Annotated in this window: 15 protein-coding genes; 7 read left to right on the top strand and 8 right to left on the bottom strand. The window is 69.5% G+C overall.

Annotation, left to right across the window (positions count from 1 at the left end):
* Positions 1–33 precede the first annotated feature (33 nt).
* The 5 genes from O2L01_RS24480 to O2L01_RS24460 all read right to left on the bottom strand — a co-directional run bounded on the left by O2L01_RS24480 (position 34) and on the right by O2L01_RS24460 (position 4332).
* A complete protein-coding gene (locus O2L01_RS24480; protein ID WP_270124674.1) occupies positions 34–387 on the bottom strand; it encodes an RNA polymerase-binding protein RbpA in 354 nt (117 codons plus the stop codon).
* 271 nt (positions 388–658) lie between these two features.
* Complete coding sequence (locus O2L01_RS24475) at positions 659–1582, bottom strand: NADP-dependent oxidoreductase (protein WP_270124673.1); 924 nt, start codon at positions 1580–1582, stop codon at positions 659–661.
* Between the two features lie 75 nt (positions 1583–1657).
* A complete protein-coding gene (locus O2L01_RS24470) occupies positions 1658–2278 on the bottom strand; it encodes a hypothetical protein (RefSeq protein ID WP_270124672.1) in 621 nt (206 codons plus the stop codon).
* Between the two features lie 179 nt (positions 2279–2457).
* On the bottom strand, positions 2458–3684 hold the full coding sequence (locus O2L01_RS24465; RefSeq protein ID WP_270124671.1) for a hypothetical protein: 1227 nt from the start codon (positions 3682–3684) through the stop codon (positions 2458–2460).
* Positions 3685–3732: 48 nt separating this feature from the next.
* Complete coding sequence (locus O2L01_RS24460; RefSeq protein WP_270124670.1) at positions 3733–4332, bottom strand: hypothetical protein; 600 nt, start codon at positions 4330–4332, stop codon at positions 3733–3735.
* Positions 4333–4874: 542 nt separating this feature from the next.
* Between O2L01_RS24460 and O2L01_RS24455 the strand changes: the two genes are divergently transcribed.
* Positions 4875–5165 (top strand): WXG100 family type VII secretion target, encoded by a 291-nt coding sequence (locus O2L01_RS24455; RefSeq protein ID WP_270124669.1) that lies wholly within the window; start codon positions 4875–4877, stop codon positions 5163–5165.
* Positions 5166–5198: 33 nt separating this feature from the next.
* Positions 5199–5489, top strand: a complete 291-nt coding sequence (locus O2L01_RS24450) for a WXG100 family type VII secretion target (RefSeq protein WP_333490297.1) — start codon at positions 5199–5201, stop codon at positions 5487–5489.
* Between the two features lie 136 nt (positions 5490–5625).
* On the opposite strand, the gene O2L01_RS24445 is transcribed toward O2L01_RS24450, so the two are convergent.
* Positions 5626–6936 carry a S8 family serine peptidase gene (locus tag O2L01_RS24445; RefSeq protein ID WP_270124668.1) on the bottom strand — a complete coding sequence of 437 codons (1311 nt, stop codon included), beginning with the start codon at positions 6934–6936 and terminating at the stop codon, positions 5626–5628.
* Positions 6937–7142: 206 nt separating this feature from the next.
* Between O2L01_RS24445 and eccE the strand changes: the two genes are divergently transcribed.
* Positions 7143–8399: a type VII secretion protein EccE gene (eccE, locus tag O2L01_RS24440; RefSeq protein ID WP_270124667.1), complete on the top strand. Its 1257-nt coding sequence runs from the start codon at positions 7143–7145 to the stop codon at positions 8397–8399.
* A complete protein-coding gene (locus O2L01_RS24435) occupies positions 8396–10171 on the top strand; it encodes a hypothetical protein (protein WP_270124666.1) in 1776 nt (591 codons plus the stop codon). Before eccE ends, O2L01_RS24435 begins: the two co-directional genes overlap by 4 nt.
* A gap of 69 nt (positions 10172–10240) precedes the next feature.
* On the opposite strand, the gene O2L01_RS24430 is transcribed toward O2L01_RS24435, so the two are convergent.
* Entirely contained in the window at positions 10241–10912 is a 672-nt protein-coding gene (locus O2L01_RS24430; protein WP_270124665.1) for a flagellar basal body-associated FliL family protein, read from the bottom strand.
* Between the two features lie 693 nt (positions 10913–11605).
* Positions 11606–12298, bottom strand: a complete 693-nt coding sequence (locus O2L01_RS24425; RefSeq protein WP_270124664.1) for a hypothetical protein — start codon at positions 12296–12298, stop codon at positions 11606–11608.
* Positions 12299–12874: 576 nt separating this feature from the next.
* On the opposite strand from O2L01_RS24425, the gene O2L01_RS24420 reads away from it, so the two are divergent.
* From O2L01_RS24420 to rpmA, 3 genes are all read left to right on the top strand, one after another.
* Complete coding sequence (locus tag O2L01_RS24420) at positions 12875–15466, top strand: Rne/Rng family ribonuclease (protein ID WP_270124663.1); 2592 nt, start codon at positions 12875–12877, stop codon at positions 15464–15466.
* Positions 15467–15750: 284 nt separating this feature from the next.
* Positions 15751–16050 (top strand): 50S ribosomal protein L21, encoded by a 300-nt coding sequence (rplU, locus tag O2L01_RS24415; protein WP_208496630.1) that lies wholly within the window; start codon positions 15751–15753, stop codon positions 16048–16050.
* A gap of 12 nt (positions 16051–16062) precedes the next feature.
* On the top strand, positions 16063–16332 hold the full coding sequence (gene rpmA, locus O2L01_RS24410; protein WP_270124662.1) for a 50S ribosomal protein L27: 270 nt from the start codon (positions 16063–16065) through the stop codon (positions 16330–16332).
* Positions 16333–17016: the final 684 nt, after the last annotated feature.

Below are 17016 nucleotides of genomic sequence, written 5' to 3'. Positions count from 1 at the left end.
GAGCCTGCTAACTGCGCCTCTGAGCTGCGCCTTCTAAAACAAGGAGCGTTCGCCGCGGGCGGCGGCGCGGGCGGCGAGCGCTTCGGCGAGGAGGTCTTCGGCCTCTTCCTCGCTGCGGCGCTCGCGGACGTAGTTGAGATGGGTCTTGTACGGCTTGGCGGTGCGTCGTTCCGGAGGGTTGTCCTGCTCGGGGCCGGCGGGCCAGCCGCAGCAGGTGCAGTCCCATTCCTGCGGGACCTCGACGTAGAGCGCGAATGACAGTGCGGTCTCGTGTCCGTTGGCGCACCAATACTTGACGTGCTGCCGGGGCACCGGCTCACCGCGCTCGGTGTGGAGGCCCGGGGTGGCGCCAATGCGAGTGCCTCGGATGGCCTGTCCGTTGGACATATGTGTGATCGCTCCTCACAGACGGGGGATCTTGTGTGGATGTCGACCGGACACAGCGGTGCGGAGGAACGGGCGGGAAGGGGCCGCGCGACTCCCCTGAGCGTCGCCGTGGAGTCACCGGTCGGAGCGGCTGGGGCACCGCTCCCGATAAGTCTATGACGCAAACCACACACTGTAAAGACTATGGCGAAATGGTTTCACGTAAAGACAGGGGCCGTGCACTCACGCACGGCCCCATAGCGACTGCGCCTTTTACAACCCGTGACCGTCCCTAGGAGATCCGCAGGACGATCTTCCCCCTGGTCCGCCCGGTCTGGCTGGCCCGCCATGCGTCGGCCGCCCGTTCCAGCGGATACGTCTCCGAGATCGGCACGATCAGCTCGCGGTTCTCGACCAGTGCCGCCAGGTGGTCCAGGTCCTTCGGCGTCACACTCATGAACACGTACCGCCCGCCCGAGTCGCGCACTGCCGGGTCCACAACGGACACCACGCGGGACGGATCGACCCCCGCCTCGATCGACACCTCGGCCGCGTCCCCGCCCACCGCATCCACGGCCGCGTCAGGGCCTTCGGGCACGAGCCGCTTGATCCGCTCCAGCAGCCCCGGCCCGTACTCGACCGGCTCGGCCCCGAACGCCACGAGGTAGTCGTGGTTGCGCGCGCTCGCGGTCCCGATGACCCGCGCCCCGCGCGCCTTGGCGATCTGCACGGCGATGGTCCCCACCCCGCCGGCGGCCGCGTGCACGATCACGGTGTCGCCTTCCTTGGCCTCCACGGCATCCAGTGCCTGCAGGGCCGTCACGCCGACGAGCGAGAGCCCGCCCGCGGAGTCCCAGTCGAGGTTCGGCGGCTTGCGCGCGATCATCCACGGCTCGGCGATCGTGTACTCCGCGTAGGTGCCCCACTTGGCGATCGGCCGCCGCACGTACCCGAACACCTCGTCGCCGACCGCGAACCCGTCGACCTCCGCCCCGACCTCGGCCACGACGCCCGCCGCGTCCCACCCCGGAATGAGCGGAAACTCCCCCGGAATCGCCGAGTCCAGGTACCCCGCCCCGAGCTTCCAGTCCACCGGGTTCACCGACGTCGCCTTCAGCTTCAGCAGCACTTCCCCAGCGCCGCAAGGCGGCCGGGGCACATCGGCGACCACGAGCTCATCCGCCCCGCCGTACCGGGGCAACACCACTGCCTTCATGCTTGGCATCCCATCACGAAACGGCGGCGGGGGCGGCCGACTTCGCGACTGCCGCGAGGAAACCGCCGCGGACCTTCAGCGGCGCCGGAGCTTCAACGGGTTCGGCGCCTCCGGATCGTTGTTCCAATCCAGTACGTCCGCCCAGAACGGCACCGTCGCCTCGGCCCCCGGGCCGACCGCCGACCGGTCCGGCCCGAACTCCCTGCCGATGTAGTCGAGCAGATCGGCCCCGTACACGATGACGTCCGACTGGTACATCGACAGGACCGGGTGGCCCCAGTTCTCCCGACCAGCAGGCAGGTACCGGTGCCCCGCGATCGGCACCATCGTCGGCACCTTCGCGAGCTCGTGCCCCGCGACGGCGAGCGCGTCCGCCGTCGCCGCGGGACGGCTCCCCCAGTCCTCGACCCAGAAACCGGCGTTCTCGACATCGAAGAGCAGCCCTTCGACCGGACACCGGAGCTGATCGCGGAGCCGCTTCGGATCTCCTGCGCGCCAATCGGGCCAGCCCCCGGGCCCCATGGGGACACCGGCGGCCAGAAACGCGCGGTGGTCCTCGGCGAACTCGAACCCGAACTCCGCTTCGATGCGCGCGAACTCCTGCTCCGAAAGTCCGGGCATGATCGAGTGCAGGCCGAACTCGGCCAGGCGCCGTGCGGCACGTCTGCCCAGCCACGGCCCGTTGCGAAGACTCATGCGTCAGTTCTACCCGTGCGAGACAAGACGGCGGCCCCGGAGCGATGCTCCGGGGGCCGCCGGGGAGGGGGGGGTTGGGGGTACCCAGGGGGGGGCGGGGGGGGCCCCCCCATTCCGGCGTTGTACTGTTGGGGGGGGCCGTGGCCCCGCCCACCCCCCCCTCACTCAGCTCTCAGCTTCTAGTCTTCGTCGTCGTCATCGAGCTCTTCGCGACGGACGTTGTTCTGGCTCCAGTCGACGTCGTCCTCCCGCAACCAGGTCTCGCGGGTGTAGGTCTCTTCCTCGTCGTCGTCGTTGTACCCGGAGCGGGTACCGCCACGAGGACCGTTGCCACTGCCGCCACGCCCGATCGCATTGCGGCTGTTCGAGGAGAGACGGCTTCCGGTGCCGCGGCTGTTGGCGCCGGAACGGGCCGGGCTCGAGCCAGGCTTGCCGCCGTTCGCACCCGAGCGCGCGGGGCTGGAGCCCGCACCGCGACCGCCGGTCGAACCGGCGCCGCCCTGTGCGGGACCGAAGAGCCCTGCGCCACCGGGAAGGGAGGAGCCGAAGCCGCCACCGCCACCGACGGTCGAGAAGCCGCCGCCACCACCACCGACGGGGAGCACGCCACCGCTGGCGAGACCACCGGTGACGTTCGTGTCGACGTCGTCGTACGAGCCGGGATTCCAGTCGGCGTCAACGGGGTCGAGGTCGTCCGGCGAGTCGGCGAAGCCGTCGCCGTCGAGGTCCGCGGACTGCTCCGAGGGGACGCTGCCGTTCGAGTCCGAGGAGTTCAGCGCGGTCTCGGAGAACACGCCGCCCGTCGGCTTCGAGTAGGTGTTGTTGCCGGGCATGTCGCTCGGAGGAGGCGGCGGCAGCTCGCCGAAGTCCTCGGCCTTGGCTGCTGCATATACGTCCCCGAGGTCGGCGACGATCTGTGCCAGTTCCCCATGCTTGGCGTTCAGATCGTTCTGATATTCCTGCTGCCACTGAGTCTTCTTCGATTGGGCCTCAGCGCTGGCCGGATCGACATGCTTCGTGCTTTCGACCCAGTCTTCATACTCGTCGATGTAGGCCGGGTTCAACGACTCGGAACTGGTCTGCGCGGTCTTGAGGGCATTCGCGAGATCGGGGATCTTGTACTCCCCAGCAGTCTTCATGCCATCTTCAGACTCGACGCTGTACTGCTTGACGAGGTCCATGCGGCCGTGGAACTCGTCCGAGGCGGGGCCTGTCCACTGCAGCCGAAGCGACTCGACGTGCGTGGTCAACTCCTCGCGCGCGGCCTTCATACCGCTCGCGGCGGAGACCCAGATCGAGCCCGCACGCTCGACGGCGTAGTCGTCGCCTTCGTGGAGCATGTCCCAAAGCTGCTGGTGCGTATAGGTGCTCTTGTAGTAGTCGACACCTTTGCCTTTGCCGGCCATCTTCGACTCCTTCCTAAGGGGGTCAGGGCTTCAGCGAGTGAACGAGGACTAGAGGACCCGGGGCTCTTCTTCGGAACCGGCGTCAGAGCCGGTCTCGTTCCCGGTGGCGGGCATGTCGCTGCCGCGCTCGTTCTCCGAACGGGCCTCGTCGACGTCGTCGGCCATGATGCTGCCGCCCTTGCTGTCGAACTCGCTCTGGATGTTGACCACGTCGGCCGAGACGTTGCCGTCGTTCTCGAGGTAGCTGTTCTTGATGTCCTCGCTGACCACGCGGCCCGTGTCCAGGCCGTGCACGACCCGGTCGAGTTGCTCTGCGCGGGAAGGATAGAAGACCGTCCGGTACGCCTCCTGCAGCTCGAGCGCGTCGTCGAAGCCGCCGAGCTTGAGGTTGAGGGCGTCGACCTCCTGCATGGCGCCCATGCTGAGGTAGTCCTGGTTCCAGCTCTCGCGGATGGTGACGACGGTGCCTTCGAGGACCCGGTTGCGGAAGAGCCCGAGGTCCTGGATCGTCAGGTCCATCTTCGAGATGAACTCGTCGAAGGACTCCTCGGTCATCTGCGTCGTCTGGCCGGTCGCGGTGTTCGTGACCGAGTACAGGTTCTCGCTCGCGTCGTAGCTGGCTGTGTAGCGGGCGTCGGGATCCGACAACGTCATCACCTCGGTGCTGTGAGTTCGGGTGTACAGGGGGATGTCGACCCGAGCCGTTCGGCGTGACGCGGCGGGCACGGTCGCTCGATTGTGCTGAGTCAAGCATACCGAGCTGCGGCAACCCGGGCCGAACAGGTCGTCCCGCATGGCACGAAAGCGGGAGTTCGGGACACACGCCGCCCACCGGACGTTCCCGGCCTTCGCCGACACCCCGCGGCCGGCCCGGTCCCGCCTCCCGGAACGACCGTTCGCCCTGGTTGGTCCGGTTTGCTCACCTCCTTGCCGCGCAACCGGACGCCCGCCCGCCGGGGCTCACCCGATCGGGGGAGGTCGTCCAGCGGAGCTGGCACAAAGTGGGGATACACGGCCGCGCCCGATGCTTGTAAACTCAGAGGCGCACCGCCAACCCGGTGAGTTTGCACGGACGGGTTATGGTGACTGCGGAATCGATCAAAACTCACTGGGATACCCCTGCAGGCCTAGGTCTCTAGCGCCTCAGCCCCCGGTTAATCACTTGGAGGTGAAATATGGCCGGTGTCGCAATGGACACAGATACAGTCGCGCAAGCAGCGACTGACACGGTCAACGCCAAGCTCTCGGTCGACGGCAACCTCGACCGACTGAAGGCCCTGTGCGACGAGCTCGCCTCTTCCTGGACTGGTGCGGGCGCCACTGCGTTCAACCAGGTCATGGTGCAGTGGGACACCGAGGCCGCGAAGCTCCTCGACGCGCTCCAGGACATCGCCGACAGCCTCGACTCCTCCGCCGCCCAGCAGGCGGAGCAGGACGCCGAGTCGCAGAGCGACTTCTCCGCCTTCGACGGCGAACTCTAACCAACCCCCCAACGCTAAGGAAAGAGGTGAACCATGGGTAACTCTCGTATTGCCATGAGCTACGAGGAGCTCGAAGCTGCAACCGCAGAGATCGCGTCGCAGTCTGGTGAAATGACCAGCACGCTCGCCGACCTCCGCACCCAGCTCGACGCCCTCGACTGGGAAGGCGCCGACAAGGCCGCCTACGAAGAGGCCAAGGCCCAGTGGGACGCGTCCTTCGACAAGATCAACGACATCCTCGAAGCCGTCGGCCGCGCGGTCGACAACGCGAAGAACCGCTACCAGGAGACCGAGGCCGCGAACGCGGCTCGCTTCGGCGCCTAGCAGCTTCTCCCCGAGCTCGAAGACGACAGGAAACCCGGGTAGTCCGCCAGGACGGCCCGGGTTTCTTCACGCCCAAGGAACCCATGGGACGCGAAAGGGCGGGACCGTGTGGTCCCGCCCTTCCGTCGGACCCGTGTCAGTCGGCCGCGGCCTTCACCGGCAGTCTGTCCGGCTTCCGGGTGCCCGGCCGCCAGGCGCGCTTGCGGCCCTTCGGGATGATCTTCTTCAGCACGAGCACGAGCGTGACCAACAGGATCGAGGCGCCCACGCTGGCCCAGGCGATGGCCTTCTCGGTGCGGAGCGGGTCGTAGTCCGGGTCGAGCCAGGCGACGTGCTCGCGGTCGTCTTCGGCGATCGGGGTCGGGCTCGGGTCCTCGGTCGGGACCTCGGTCACCGTGGCAGAGGTGATCTCGGATTCGACGACCGGCGCGGTCAAGGCCGCGGCCACGTTGAGAATGCCGAAGCCCTGGTAGATGTTGAAATCGCCCGGCGGGTGGATCGCGGTCTGCTGCAGGCGCTGCTGAATCCAGGCAGGGGTCGCCTCGGCGCCGAACTCGCCCTTGAGCAGCGCGGCCGCCCCGGCGACGTACGGCGCGGCGAAGCTGGTGCCGGAGCCGAACTTCCATTCGCCCCCCGCGAACGGGTAGGGGAGGTCTTCGCCGGGCGCGAGCAGGTCGAGATTGTCGCCGAAGTTGCTCTTCTCGTACCAGTTCCCGTACGGGTTGTGCGCCCCCACCGCGATGACTTCCGGGTAGTTGGCGGGATAGAACGTCTTGTCCTTCGGCTCGAGGCCCCTGCCGTCCATGGGCTTGGTGTCGTTGCCGCTCGCCGCGACGATGACGACGTTGTTCTCGGTGGCGTACGCGACCGCGTCGGCGAGTTCGTCGGTCGCCACCATCACGGACGACACGTTGATGACGTCGGCGCCGTGGTCCACCGCGTCCTTGATCCCCTTGGCGACCACCCGGCTCTTCTGCTCGTCCCCGCCGTCGCCGCCGGCGAACAACCGGATCGGCAGGATGTTCGCCTCAGGTGCGACACCGATGAAGTCCTCATTGCTTCCGAGGACGTTCCCCGCCGCGATCGCCGCCACCGCGGTGCCGTGGCCGTCCTCGGAGGAATCGCACTGCCCTTTCGAGCCCGCGTCCCACCAGTCGTATCCGGGGAGCAGCCGCGAGCCGAACACGTCCTCGGCCCGCCGGGAGTCGACGCCGGAGTCGATGACGGCGATCGTCACCGGCTCCCCGTTCTTGCTGCCCTTCTCGAACGTGCCCTGGTTGTACTCCTGGGCCTGGTCGAGTCCGATGAACGAGCGCGCCCAAGGCGCCTGGCCGAGCGACTCGCCACTGCCGCTGGGGACCGGCACGCAGGCGGCCCGCTCATCGGCCGGCGCCATCTCGAGGTTCCACCCGTCCTGCTGCGCCTGAACAGGAGTGGTGGTCAGCAAGATCGTTCCGACCGCAGTCATCGCGACAGCGGCGGAATAGAGAGGTATACGCGGGAGGAATCGCACGCGGTCAGTCTAACGCCGCGATACCAGGCCCCCGGTACACCCGTATCCGCGCGAAACACCCGAAGGGCGGGGGACCAAGAGGTGGACTCGTCCGCATACGATGGATACGACCACTCACCTTCATCTTGGAGACGTCGCCCATGACGATGCTGCAGGCCCAACAGCAAGCTCGCGGCACCGCGTCCGTGCAAGCCCAGCAGGGCAATGGTCCGGCCCCCGGCGAGTCGGTCGTGTTCACGACCCGATCGACCGGCAGGCTCGGCCCGCTCACGGTCGCGCAGCTCATCACGATCGAGCTGGCGCTCGCGCTCGCGCTGGTGTGCCTCGCGTTCGGCATGATCCCCGGCGCCGCGGGCGGCGGCGTCGCGCTGGTCGTGCTCATCATCGTGTTCTGGCGCAAGGGCGACTACTGGTGGTACCAGACCTGGCCGCTCAAGTCCCGCATGAAGCGGCGCATCCGCGCCCTCGACCCCGAGCAGCTCACCGAGGTCCTGCACCGGATCGCCCCCGACCTGGGCATCACGGGCATCGAGGACCGCGACGAGAACGTCGGCATCGGCCACGACAACGGCGGCTGGTTCTCCGTCATCGAGATCGGCAGCACCGACGAAGGCACGAAGGCCATCCCGCTTGAGCGCCTCGAGCGGCTGTTCGACGAGACCTCCGTGCCCGTCACCGCCGTGCAGCTCATCGGCCACACGACCCCGGTCGGCTTGAGTGCCTACGACAACAGCCCCGCCTCGCGCTCGTACCGCGAGCTCCTGGGCGACTACCCCGCCGTGGTCCACCACAAGGCGTGGCTCGCCGTGCGCCTCGGCGCGCGCGACGCCCGCGAGGCGACCGCCGAGCGCGGCGGCGAGGTCGACGGCGTCTACAAGGCGCTGGCCTCGACCTCGCAGCGCGTCAGCAAACTGCTCGGCAACGTGGGCGTGCCGAACCGGATCCTGGACGCCGAGGGCGTGCGCGAAGCGGTCTCGCAGTCGCTCGGTGTGGCGTTCGCGCCGGTGCCGGGCGAGCGCACCGCCGAGGAGTGGAGCCACTGGTACGCGGACGGGCTGCGCCACGTCGCCTACCGGATCACCAAGTGGCCCACCGACGCCGCGTCCCTGCACCGCACCGGCGACGCGCTCTCGGGCGTGCCCGCCGCGTTCGTGACCGTCTCGACCGTGGTCACCGCGGGCACGAACGGCAAGGTCAACCCCGACGGCCGCGTCACCGGACGCCAGCTCGCCGTCGACGGTATCGTGCGCCTCGCGCTCGACCAGTCCTCCTGGGAGTCGGCCCAGAACCAGCTGCTGAACGTCGCCGACCAGCTCGGCGTGCGCCTGCAGCGCCTCGACGGCGAGCACGGCCCCGCCGCCTACGCATCCGCCCCGACCGGAGGAGGCCCCCGATGAGCGACCGCAACAACGGCAACGGCAACGTCTACGGCGGCGGCACCTACCAGGGGGGCACGTACCAGAGCGGCGCCCACCGCACCGGCCGCCACACCGACGACGACGAAGAGCAGCAGGGCGGCCAGCGCCGCGCTGTGGACGACGAGGCCTCGGGCACCACCAAGATCGGTCGGGCCGGCGCGGCCGTCCCGCCGCCGAGCGCGCGCGGCGGCGCCCAGCCTCCGCAGGGCGCCGTCTATGGGGGACAAGCGAGTCCGCCCGCCCCGCAGCCCGGCCAGACCGGCAGCCAGCCCGCGCAGGGCGCCGTCTACGGTGCCCGCCAGGGCCAGCAGCCTCCTGCGCCGCCGGTCCGCCCGGCGTCGCCGCCGCAGTCCGGTCCGGCCTCGCCTCCGCAGGTGCCCAGCGCCCGCGGCGGTGCGCAGCCGCCGCAGCCGGCCCAGCCCGTGCCGCCGCACCAGCAGGTCCCGCGACCGCCGGAGATGCGCCCGCCGTCGCCGCAAGGCCAAGCGCCGCAACCGTCTTCGCCGCCGCAGTACCAGCAGCCGCAGCGTCCCCCGGCCCAGCCGCCGACGCCGGCCCGCGCGACTCCGCCTCCAACCTCGCAGCCTCCAACCCCGCAGCCCCCAACCCCGCAGCCGCAGGCCCCGCAATCGCCGGCGCGGCAGGCCCCGCAACCGCCTGCGGCCCAACCGCCTCGGCCCCAGCAGCCGCAGTTCCAGCCGCCGGCGTCCCCGACCCGGCAGCCGCAACCGCAGCAGTCCCAGCCGTCGGTCGCGCCGGTCTCCGCCGCGCCCGTCAGCGCCCCCTCGGTCTCCCCGGTCTCGGCGCAGCCGATCTCGGGCCAGCCCATCTCCGGCAGCCCCGTCTCCGGGCAGCCGTTCTCGGCGCAGCCCGCGTCGGCCCAGCCGTACTCGGGCATGCCGTACTCCGGCGCGGCCCCGATCACCGGCGGCCCCATCAGCTCCCTGCCGACCTCGGCCGGCCTCTTCGGCGTCGGCTCGGTCTCGGCCGGGCCCACCGAAGGCACCGTCTACGGCCTCCCGGTCACCGACCGCGCCGTCGAGACCGCCAGCGACGCGGGCCGGCCCGTCGAGGCCGTCAAGCCCGCCCCGCAGATCCCGACCCCGCGGGCCCTGGAGCTCATGACCTCCGCCAGCCCGCCCTCCGGCCTCGTGATCGGCCGCGACGCCGAGCAGGTGCCCGTCGTCGCCCCGTTCTTCCGCCCGGAGGAGACGCGCATCAACCTCATCGGCGGCGTGTACCTCGCCCGCCTGCTCGTCTTCCGCGCCTTGGCGATCGGCACCCGCGTCGCGGTCTGCACGACCCGCCCGCAGGAGTGGAACGGCCTGGGCGAGAGCGCGACCGGCCGCAACGACCGCCTCGCGGTCCTGCACGGCGACCAGCCGGTCACCGTCGAGGCCAGCCAGCACTCCCCTGCGCTGTACGTCTACGACGTCGGCGAGCGCGGCTCCCAGACCAAGCCGGTCCTCGGCCCCTGGCGCACCCAGCTCACCGTCCTGCCGCGCCTCACCAACTACGCGGACGAGCTCACCGGCGAGGCGCACATGACCGTCCTGCAGCGGCTCACCGCCGAAGAGGCCCAGATCGCCCGCTCGGCGATCCGCGTCAACCAGGAAGTGCTGCAATGGCTCCAGATGCTGCACGACGACATGATCGCCATGCTGCGCAAGGGCCAGAAGGAGCGGTACCTGTGGTGCTCGCCCACCTCGATCGAGGCGCAGATGTTCGGCGCGCCCATGAGAACGTACTGATGCGCACGTACTGATCAAGGCATAGAACAAGGGGCGGGCCGATCGGCCCGCCCCTTCCTCTTCACGTCTCTACGCGTCGCGCCAGTTCTCCAGGTACCCGTTCGCGATCTGCGTCGCCAGATCCGCCAGGCCCTCCTGGTCCAGCCCCGCGTCACCCGTCACCGACAGGCGCACCACCGTGTAGGAGTTGGCGTCCTGCACATGGAGGTGGAAGTTCGCCGTGCCCCCGTCGTCGGGGACGCGCGCGATCGCCGCGGCCTGGTCGCCGATCGACGGCGCCGGATCCACCAGGGTCCAGGCCTCGCCCATCTCGGCGATGCTCTTCGTCCCCAGCTCGAAGTTGACGCTCGCCTTCGGGTCCGAGTCGAACGAGGTGCTCTCCACCTCGAGCAGCGCGGTCGCCCGCTCGGCCTCGCCGTACGTCATCGAGCACGACTGCACCCAGCCGGTGCTCTTCTGCTCGGCGTCCCCCACGGCCTCCGGCTTCGCACCGTCCACAACGGATTCCAGCGGTCCCGCATCGACCAGCGAGCAAGGCTCCTCACTGCTGCCGTACGTCAGGTTCGTCTCCGTGCCGCCCGCGCTCTCGCCGCCCTCGTCGCGGTTCATGAACCACCACACGCCGCCGCCCGCGAGCGCCAGCACCACGATCCCGACGATGATCTTCGGAATCGGACTCGACTTGCGCGCCCGGCTGCGCACCTTCTGGAAGTCCGAACGACGCCGCGGCTCCTTCGGCATGTAGCCGAGCCGCCCGATCGTCGTCGTCTCATTCCCCCCGCCCCATTCACTCCGCGACTCGTCGACGAACGCGGCCTCCTCGAACGGCTGGTCCCGGCGACCGACAGGCTCAGCGCCCTGACCCCCGTACTGCGGCGCACTTGCCCCGGGGCGCGGCGGCGAACCGGCGTCCGGCCGCGGAGGCGACCCCGCCCCCCACTGCTCCGTGCGCGGCGTCGCACCCGTCACCGGCCCCTGCTGCGGACGCCGCGACTCATAACCACCGGACTGCGGAGAGAACTGCTGCTGCGGCGACTGGAACTGCCCGCCCTGCCCGGGCTGGGACTGACCCGGCCGCGGACCGCGCCCCGCCGAAGGCCCGCCCGCGCGCGGCACACCGCCCCGCGGGTCCTGCGAAGGACGCCCCGCCTGCGGCATCGGGCGCTGGCCGCTCTGCGGGCCGCCGGCCTGGGGTCCGCCGGCCTGCGGGCCGCCGGCCTGGGGCATCTGCCCGCTCGGGTGCCGTCCCGGTTCGCCCTGGGGTCTGCCCGCCCGGGGCCGCCACTGGCCCGCGCCCGGCCGCTGCCCGTCCTCGGGCTGCTCGTCATATGCCGGGCCAAAGGGTGGTGTGGCGCTCACGATGATCCTCCGCGAATGATTCCCGGCGTGTCGACTTGACGCCGCGGTAGTCACCGCCAGCTTAAAGGGGGCCGCCTAATTCGCCGCTCGGGGTAGCGCGTCGATGAGGGACGTCCCGAGGTCCTCGGTGAGCTGGCGCACGTCGCCGCCCTCGGGCGGGACGCCGGTGAAGAACACGTTGAGGCTCAGGGTCGCGTTCGCGGTCTGGATGTGGAGGCGGACCTGCGTCTCCTCGCTCTCCTCGCCGTCGTCCACGATCACGATCGCCGCCCGCTCGCCGATGCCGCCTACGTCATCGGTCTTGAACCCCTCCGAGGCCTCGAAGTCGAGCACCCCGGCGTACGCGGCCCGCGCCTTCGCAGAGTCCTCGTAGACCTGCACGGTGGAGAAGAGCGTGAGCAGCCGGTAGGCGTCGTCCCCGGCGTACTCGGCCGAGTAGGTGCACTTGAACGTCCGCACCGCTTCCTTCGAGGAGTCCTCGGGGCTGCGCACCTGCTCCGTGTCAGCCCAGGGTGTGAGCAGTTCGGCGTCGACCGAGCGTTCGCACAGGTCGCCGATCTCACCCGCTTCGACCGCGGGATCCTCGTCCCCGTTCCCGGAGGACCAGTACAGGACGGTGGCCCCGGCCGCGAGCAGGAGCGCGACCACGGCGAGCACCCAGCCCACGCTCGTGAGCTGGCGGAAGAGGTCGGCACCGCGATGCCGCCCCTGGTAGGTGGACGGTTTGCCGTCCGCCCGGGGCTCCTCGGACTTGTCCGAGTCGATCACCTGGAGTGCGATGGTCGTCTTCCTAACTGAGAGGCTCGCTGCTGACGCGCCACGACACAGCTTATCGAGTACATGGGACACGGGCCACGCTCGAACCGTGCCAACCACGAGGAGTCGTGTTTTCTCACCCTTTCGTGACGGCTCCGACTGAGAGCGGCGGCACCGGTCCGCTGACCGGCTCGGCGAATGACGCAGAGTGTGCGATACTCGACCTTGTCGTACCCGACACAGCTACGGACGGTGCGACCTGGAGATGTCCTGTCCGCGTCCCTCACGACGGCGACGGACTTGACCACTCGGGGCTGGGGCAGAGGTTGAATTCCCAGCGCGAGTTGAGGCTTTCAGTGCGGCCCGAACGGCATGATTTGAGCGCCGGAGCATGGCTCGCCAGCCTCTTGGGCGAAGCGAGCCGGATGCCGGCATCGCCAAGCCGGGAGGACCGCACTGCTGATGCCGCGCCCGTGCGGCAGCGGATGCAGATCGCATCACGCGCCCGGGCGGCGGCTGGAATGGAGATTTATTCATATGCGCGAGAATGAGCCGCGCGAACAGGTTCCCGTTGTCGCGGTGACCTTCATGGCTCCTCAGAAACCGAAGAACGACGAGCCTCCGGCGGACCCGCCGCGGACCGAGCGCCCCCGCGCCGCCGCCGTGACCGCCGCGCCGATGTTCGCCCCCCCGCCGAAGGTCCAGCCCAAGGCTGCCGAACCCAAGGCCGAGACCAAGCGCGACCAGCGCGAGGAAGAGCCCGAGCCGCGCCGCGGCCAGGCGAAGAAGACGCAGGCCAAGAAGGCCCAGCCCCAGCAGGAGCAGCAGCCGTCGCGCAAGCGCACGCGCAACCGCTCCGAGCGCGCCGCGGACAAGCCCGCGGACAGGGCTGGCGCCGACAAGGGCCCCGAGAAGACCGATCGCGGCTCCGAGAAGCCCGAGCCGAAGGCCGAGGCGCCCGCCGCCGAGGAGTTCGACGAGGACGACTTCGACGACGATGACGACTCCGAGGCCGGGCGTCGCCGCCGCGGTCGCCGGGGCCGTCGCGGCCGAGGCCGCGGCAAGGGCGTCGACGGCGCCCTCGACGATGACGAGGACACCGACGACGAGGACGGCGAGTCCGACGACGAAGAGGACGAGGACGCCGAGTCCGACGGCCCCGAAGTCACCCGCCGCCGCCGTCGCCGCCGCCGCCGCGCCGGCTCGGAGGACTCCGACCGCTCGCGTCCGGACGACAGCGACGACGACGCCGAAGTGGTCGTCAAGGTCCGCACCCCGCAGCGCCGCACCTCCTCCAACGAGGAAGTGCGCGGCGTCTCCGGCTCCACCCGCCTCGAGGCGAAGCGCCAGCGCCGCCGCGACGGCCGCAAGTCCGGCCGGGGCCGCGTCCAGGTCGTCAGCGAGGCCGAGTTCCTGGCCCGCCGCGAGGCCGTCGAGCGCCAGATGGTCGTGCGCGTGCGCAACGGCCGCTCCCAGGCCGCCGTCCTCGAGGACGGCATCCTCGCCGAGCACTACGTGTCGAAGTCCGGCACCCAGGGCCTGGTCGGCAACGTCTACCTCGGCAAGGTCCAGAACGTGCTCCCGAGCATGGAAGCGGCCTTCGTCGACATCGGCCGCGGCCGCAACGCCGTGCTCTACGCCGGTGAGGTGAACTGGGACGCCACCGGCCTCGCCGGCAAGGCCCGCTCGATCGAGCAGGCCCTGCGCCCCGGCGACGCCGTGCTCGTCCAGGTCACCAAGGACCCGGTCGGCCACAAGGGCGCCCGCCTCACCAGCCACGTCGCCCTCTCGGGCCGCCACCTGGTGTACGTCCCGGGCGGCAACGCCTCCGGGATCTCCCGCAAGCTCCCCGACCGCGAGCGCACCCGCCTCCGCGCGGCGCTGAAGAAGCTCGTGCCCGAGAGCGCCGGCGTGATCGTCCGCACCGCGGCCGAGGGCGCCGGCCCCGAGGAGCTGGCCCGTGACATCTCCCGCCTCCAGATCGAGTGGGAGGAGATCCAGGCCAAGTCGAAGAAGGCGAACGCCCCGGCCGTCCTGCACTCCGAGCCGGACGTGCTCATCCGGGTGGTCCGCGACGTCTTCAACGAGGACTTCAAGGAGCTTCTGGTCGAGGGCGACGAGGCGTACGACGAGATCCACAAGTACCTCGAGTCGGTCTCGCCCGAGCTGCTGCCGCGGCTCAAGCGCCACACCGGCACGAAGGACGTCTTCGCCGAGATGCGCGTGGACGAGCAGCTGCTCAAGGCCTTGGACCGCAAGGTCTACCTGCCTTCCGGCGGTTCGCTCGTCATCGACCGCACCGAGGCGATGACCGTGATCGACGTCAACACCGGTCGTTTCACCGGTGAGGGCGGCAACCTCGAGGAGACCGTCACCAGGAACAACCTGGAGGCGGCCGAGGAGATCGTGCGCCAGCTCCGCCTGCGCGACATCGGCGGCATCATCGTGATCGACTTCATCGACATGGTGCTCGAGTCGAACCGCGACCTGGTGCTGCGCCGCCTGACCGAATGCCTGGGCCGGGACCGGACCAAGCACCAGGTCACCGAGGTCACCTCGCTGGGCCTGGTCCAGATGACCCGCAAGCGCGTCGGCCAGGGCCTCATCGAGGCCTTCTCCGAGCCCTGCGAGCACTGCAAGGGCCGCGGGGTCATGGTCCACACGGACGAGATCCTCGGCAACACCCGCAAGAAGGGCAACGGCGGCGGTGGCGGCGGCAACGCCGGCCAGAACCAGAACCAGAGCCAGTCCCAAGGGCAGCAGCAGAACCAGGGCGGCGGCAAGAAGAAGCGCGACCGGTCCAAGGGCGGCCAGCAGCAACAGCAGCAGGGTCAGAAGCAGGACCAGGCCGAGCCGCACGTGAAGTCCGCCGCGGCCGAGACCGCGAAGATCGCGGCCGCGCTCCCCGAGCACGGCCACGACGAGCACGACGACCACGAGGACATCGCGATCGTCGACGAGACGACCGACGAGCCGATCGCCTCGAGCGAGCCGGCCGAGGCCGACCTCGTCGTCGAGACCGAGCCCGTGGACCTCGCCGCCGCGACCGAGGAGGCCGTCCCCGCGGACGCCGACGAGGTCCTGGCCGAGGAGCAGACCGCCGCCGACTCGCCCAGCGAGGCAGCGGAAGCCGACTCCGAATCCGGCGGCGACGCCGGATCGGCGTCGTCCGAGCACTAGGAGGGCCCGGCGCCGCGGACTGTGACGTTCGCGGCGCTGAGCTCATCCCGATGCCGGAACCAGCGGGTACATGACGTACCCTAGTGAGCGGCCTATAGAGCCCTCAGCTTTTCCTCCTCGGAACGACGGGGATGAACGCGGAGCTCGATCGGCGGGCCGGCCCAGGTGACGTTCGCGGAACCGAAAGTCGGCAGGTGCACGGCACCGCGAAATTGACAGACACCGTTCCCCTGCGGGGAACTCATTTCCCCGCACCGGGGAGGACCCAAGGAGACCGCGTCGACATGTACGCAATCGTCAAGACTGGCGGAAAGCAGTACAAGGTCGCCGAAGGAGACGTCCTCGAAGTCGAGAAGCTTCAGGGCGCGCCCGGCGACACGCTTACGCTGCCTGCGGTGTTGCTCGTCGACGAAGGCACTGTGGTCACCGACGCCTCTGGCGTCACGGTGAGCGGTGAACTTCTCGAGCACACCAAGGGCCCGAAGATCAAGATCCACAAGTACAAGAACAAGACCGGCTACCACAAGCGCCAGGGTCACCGTCAGCCGCTGACCCGCGTCAAGGTCACTGGCATCACCAAGTAAGGGGTTGGACAGATGGCACACAAGAAGGGCGCATCCAGCTCCCGCAACGGGCGTGACTCCAACGCACAGCGACTTGGCGTCAAGCGCTTCGGCGGCCAGCACGTGAACGCGGGCGAGATCCTCATCCGTCAGCGCGGCACCAAGTACCACCCCGGCAACCTGGTCGGCCGTGGCGGCGACGACACGCTGTTCGCTCTTGCCGAAGGCGAAGTCCTCTTCTCCTCCAAGCGCGGCCGCAAGCTGGTCAACATCGTCCCCGCCTCCACCGAGGTCGCGGCGTAAGACCGGAGCGGCAACGCTCGAAAGCATGAACAAGGGCCGGGCCCGTCGAAAGACGGGCCCGGCCCTTTCGCGTACCCGCCTTCCGTTCCACCCCACCGCATCAGCCGGCACCGGCACATGAGCACCCATCGCAACGAGTTGTTCACCGCGACGACCCCGGAATGTCGGACCCTTCCTCTAGGTTCGAACCAGGGACCCCGCGACGAAGCGAGAAGCGCCGGCGCCGCGACGCACCCGTTCGGATCTACTTCAGGCCGATTCGATTGCGTCGCAGCAGTATTGCCGCAGCTCAACGCCGTTGCGAACGAAAAGGGGACCCCCTGTTTCGTGCCCCCAAAACCCCGTGTATATTTGTTCTTGCCCGAGGGGGAACGGAACAGAGCCGAAACGGACTGGTCCGGAAGCCACCGGAGACCAGCGACAAACTCACAGAGTTTAGGCGCGGTCCGGAAGCTGAATCTCGGGAATCTTTGAGACTCACAAGAGGCTCGATCGAGTGTGACGCAGGTTAACAGACCTGAGTATTGCACCGCGATCTGAGACTGTTAGAGTTGAGAGGTTGCTCCGGCTGAGGCCGAATCCAATTTGATGGATCGACTTGAGTTGGCGTGTTGTTTGAGAACTCAACAGGGTGTTTGGATGGTCAGCGTGCGGGCTGATCGAGGTCGCTGGACAAGGTTTCGG

Origin of the sequence: Glycomyces lechevalierae, from assembly GCF_027622945.1 — a bacterium.
GTDB classification, from domain to species: Bacteria; Actinomycetota; Actinomycetes; order Mycobacteriales; family Micromonosporaceae; genus Glycomyces; species Glycomyces rutgersensis.
This window is presented reverse-complemented; position numbering and strand designations above follow the sequence as displayed.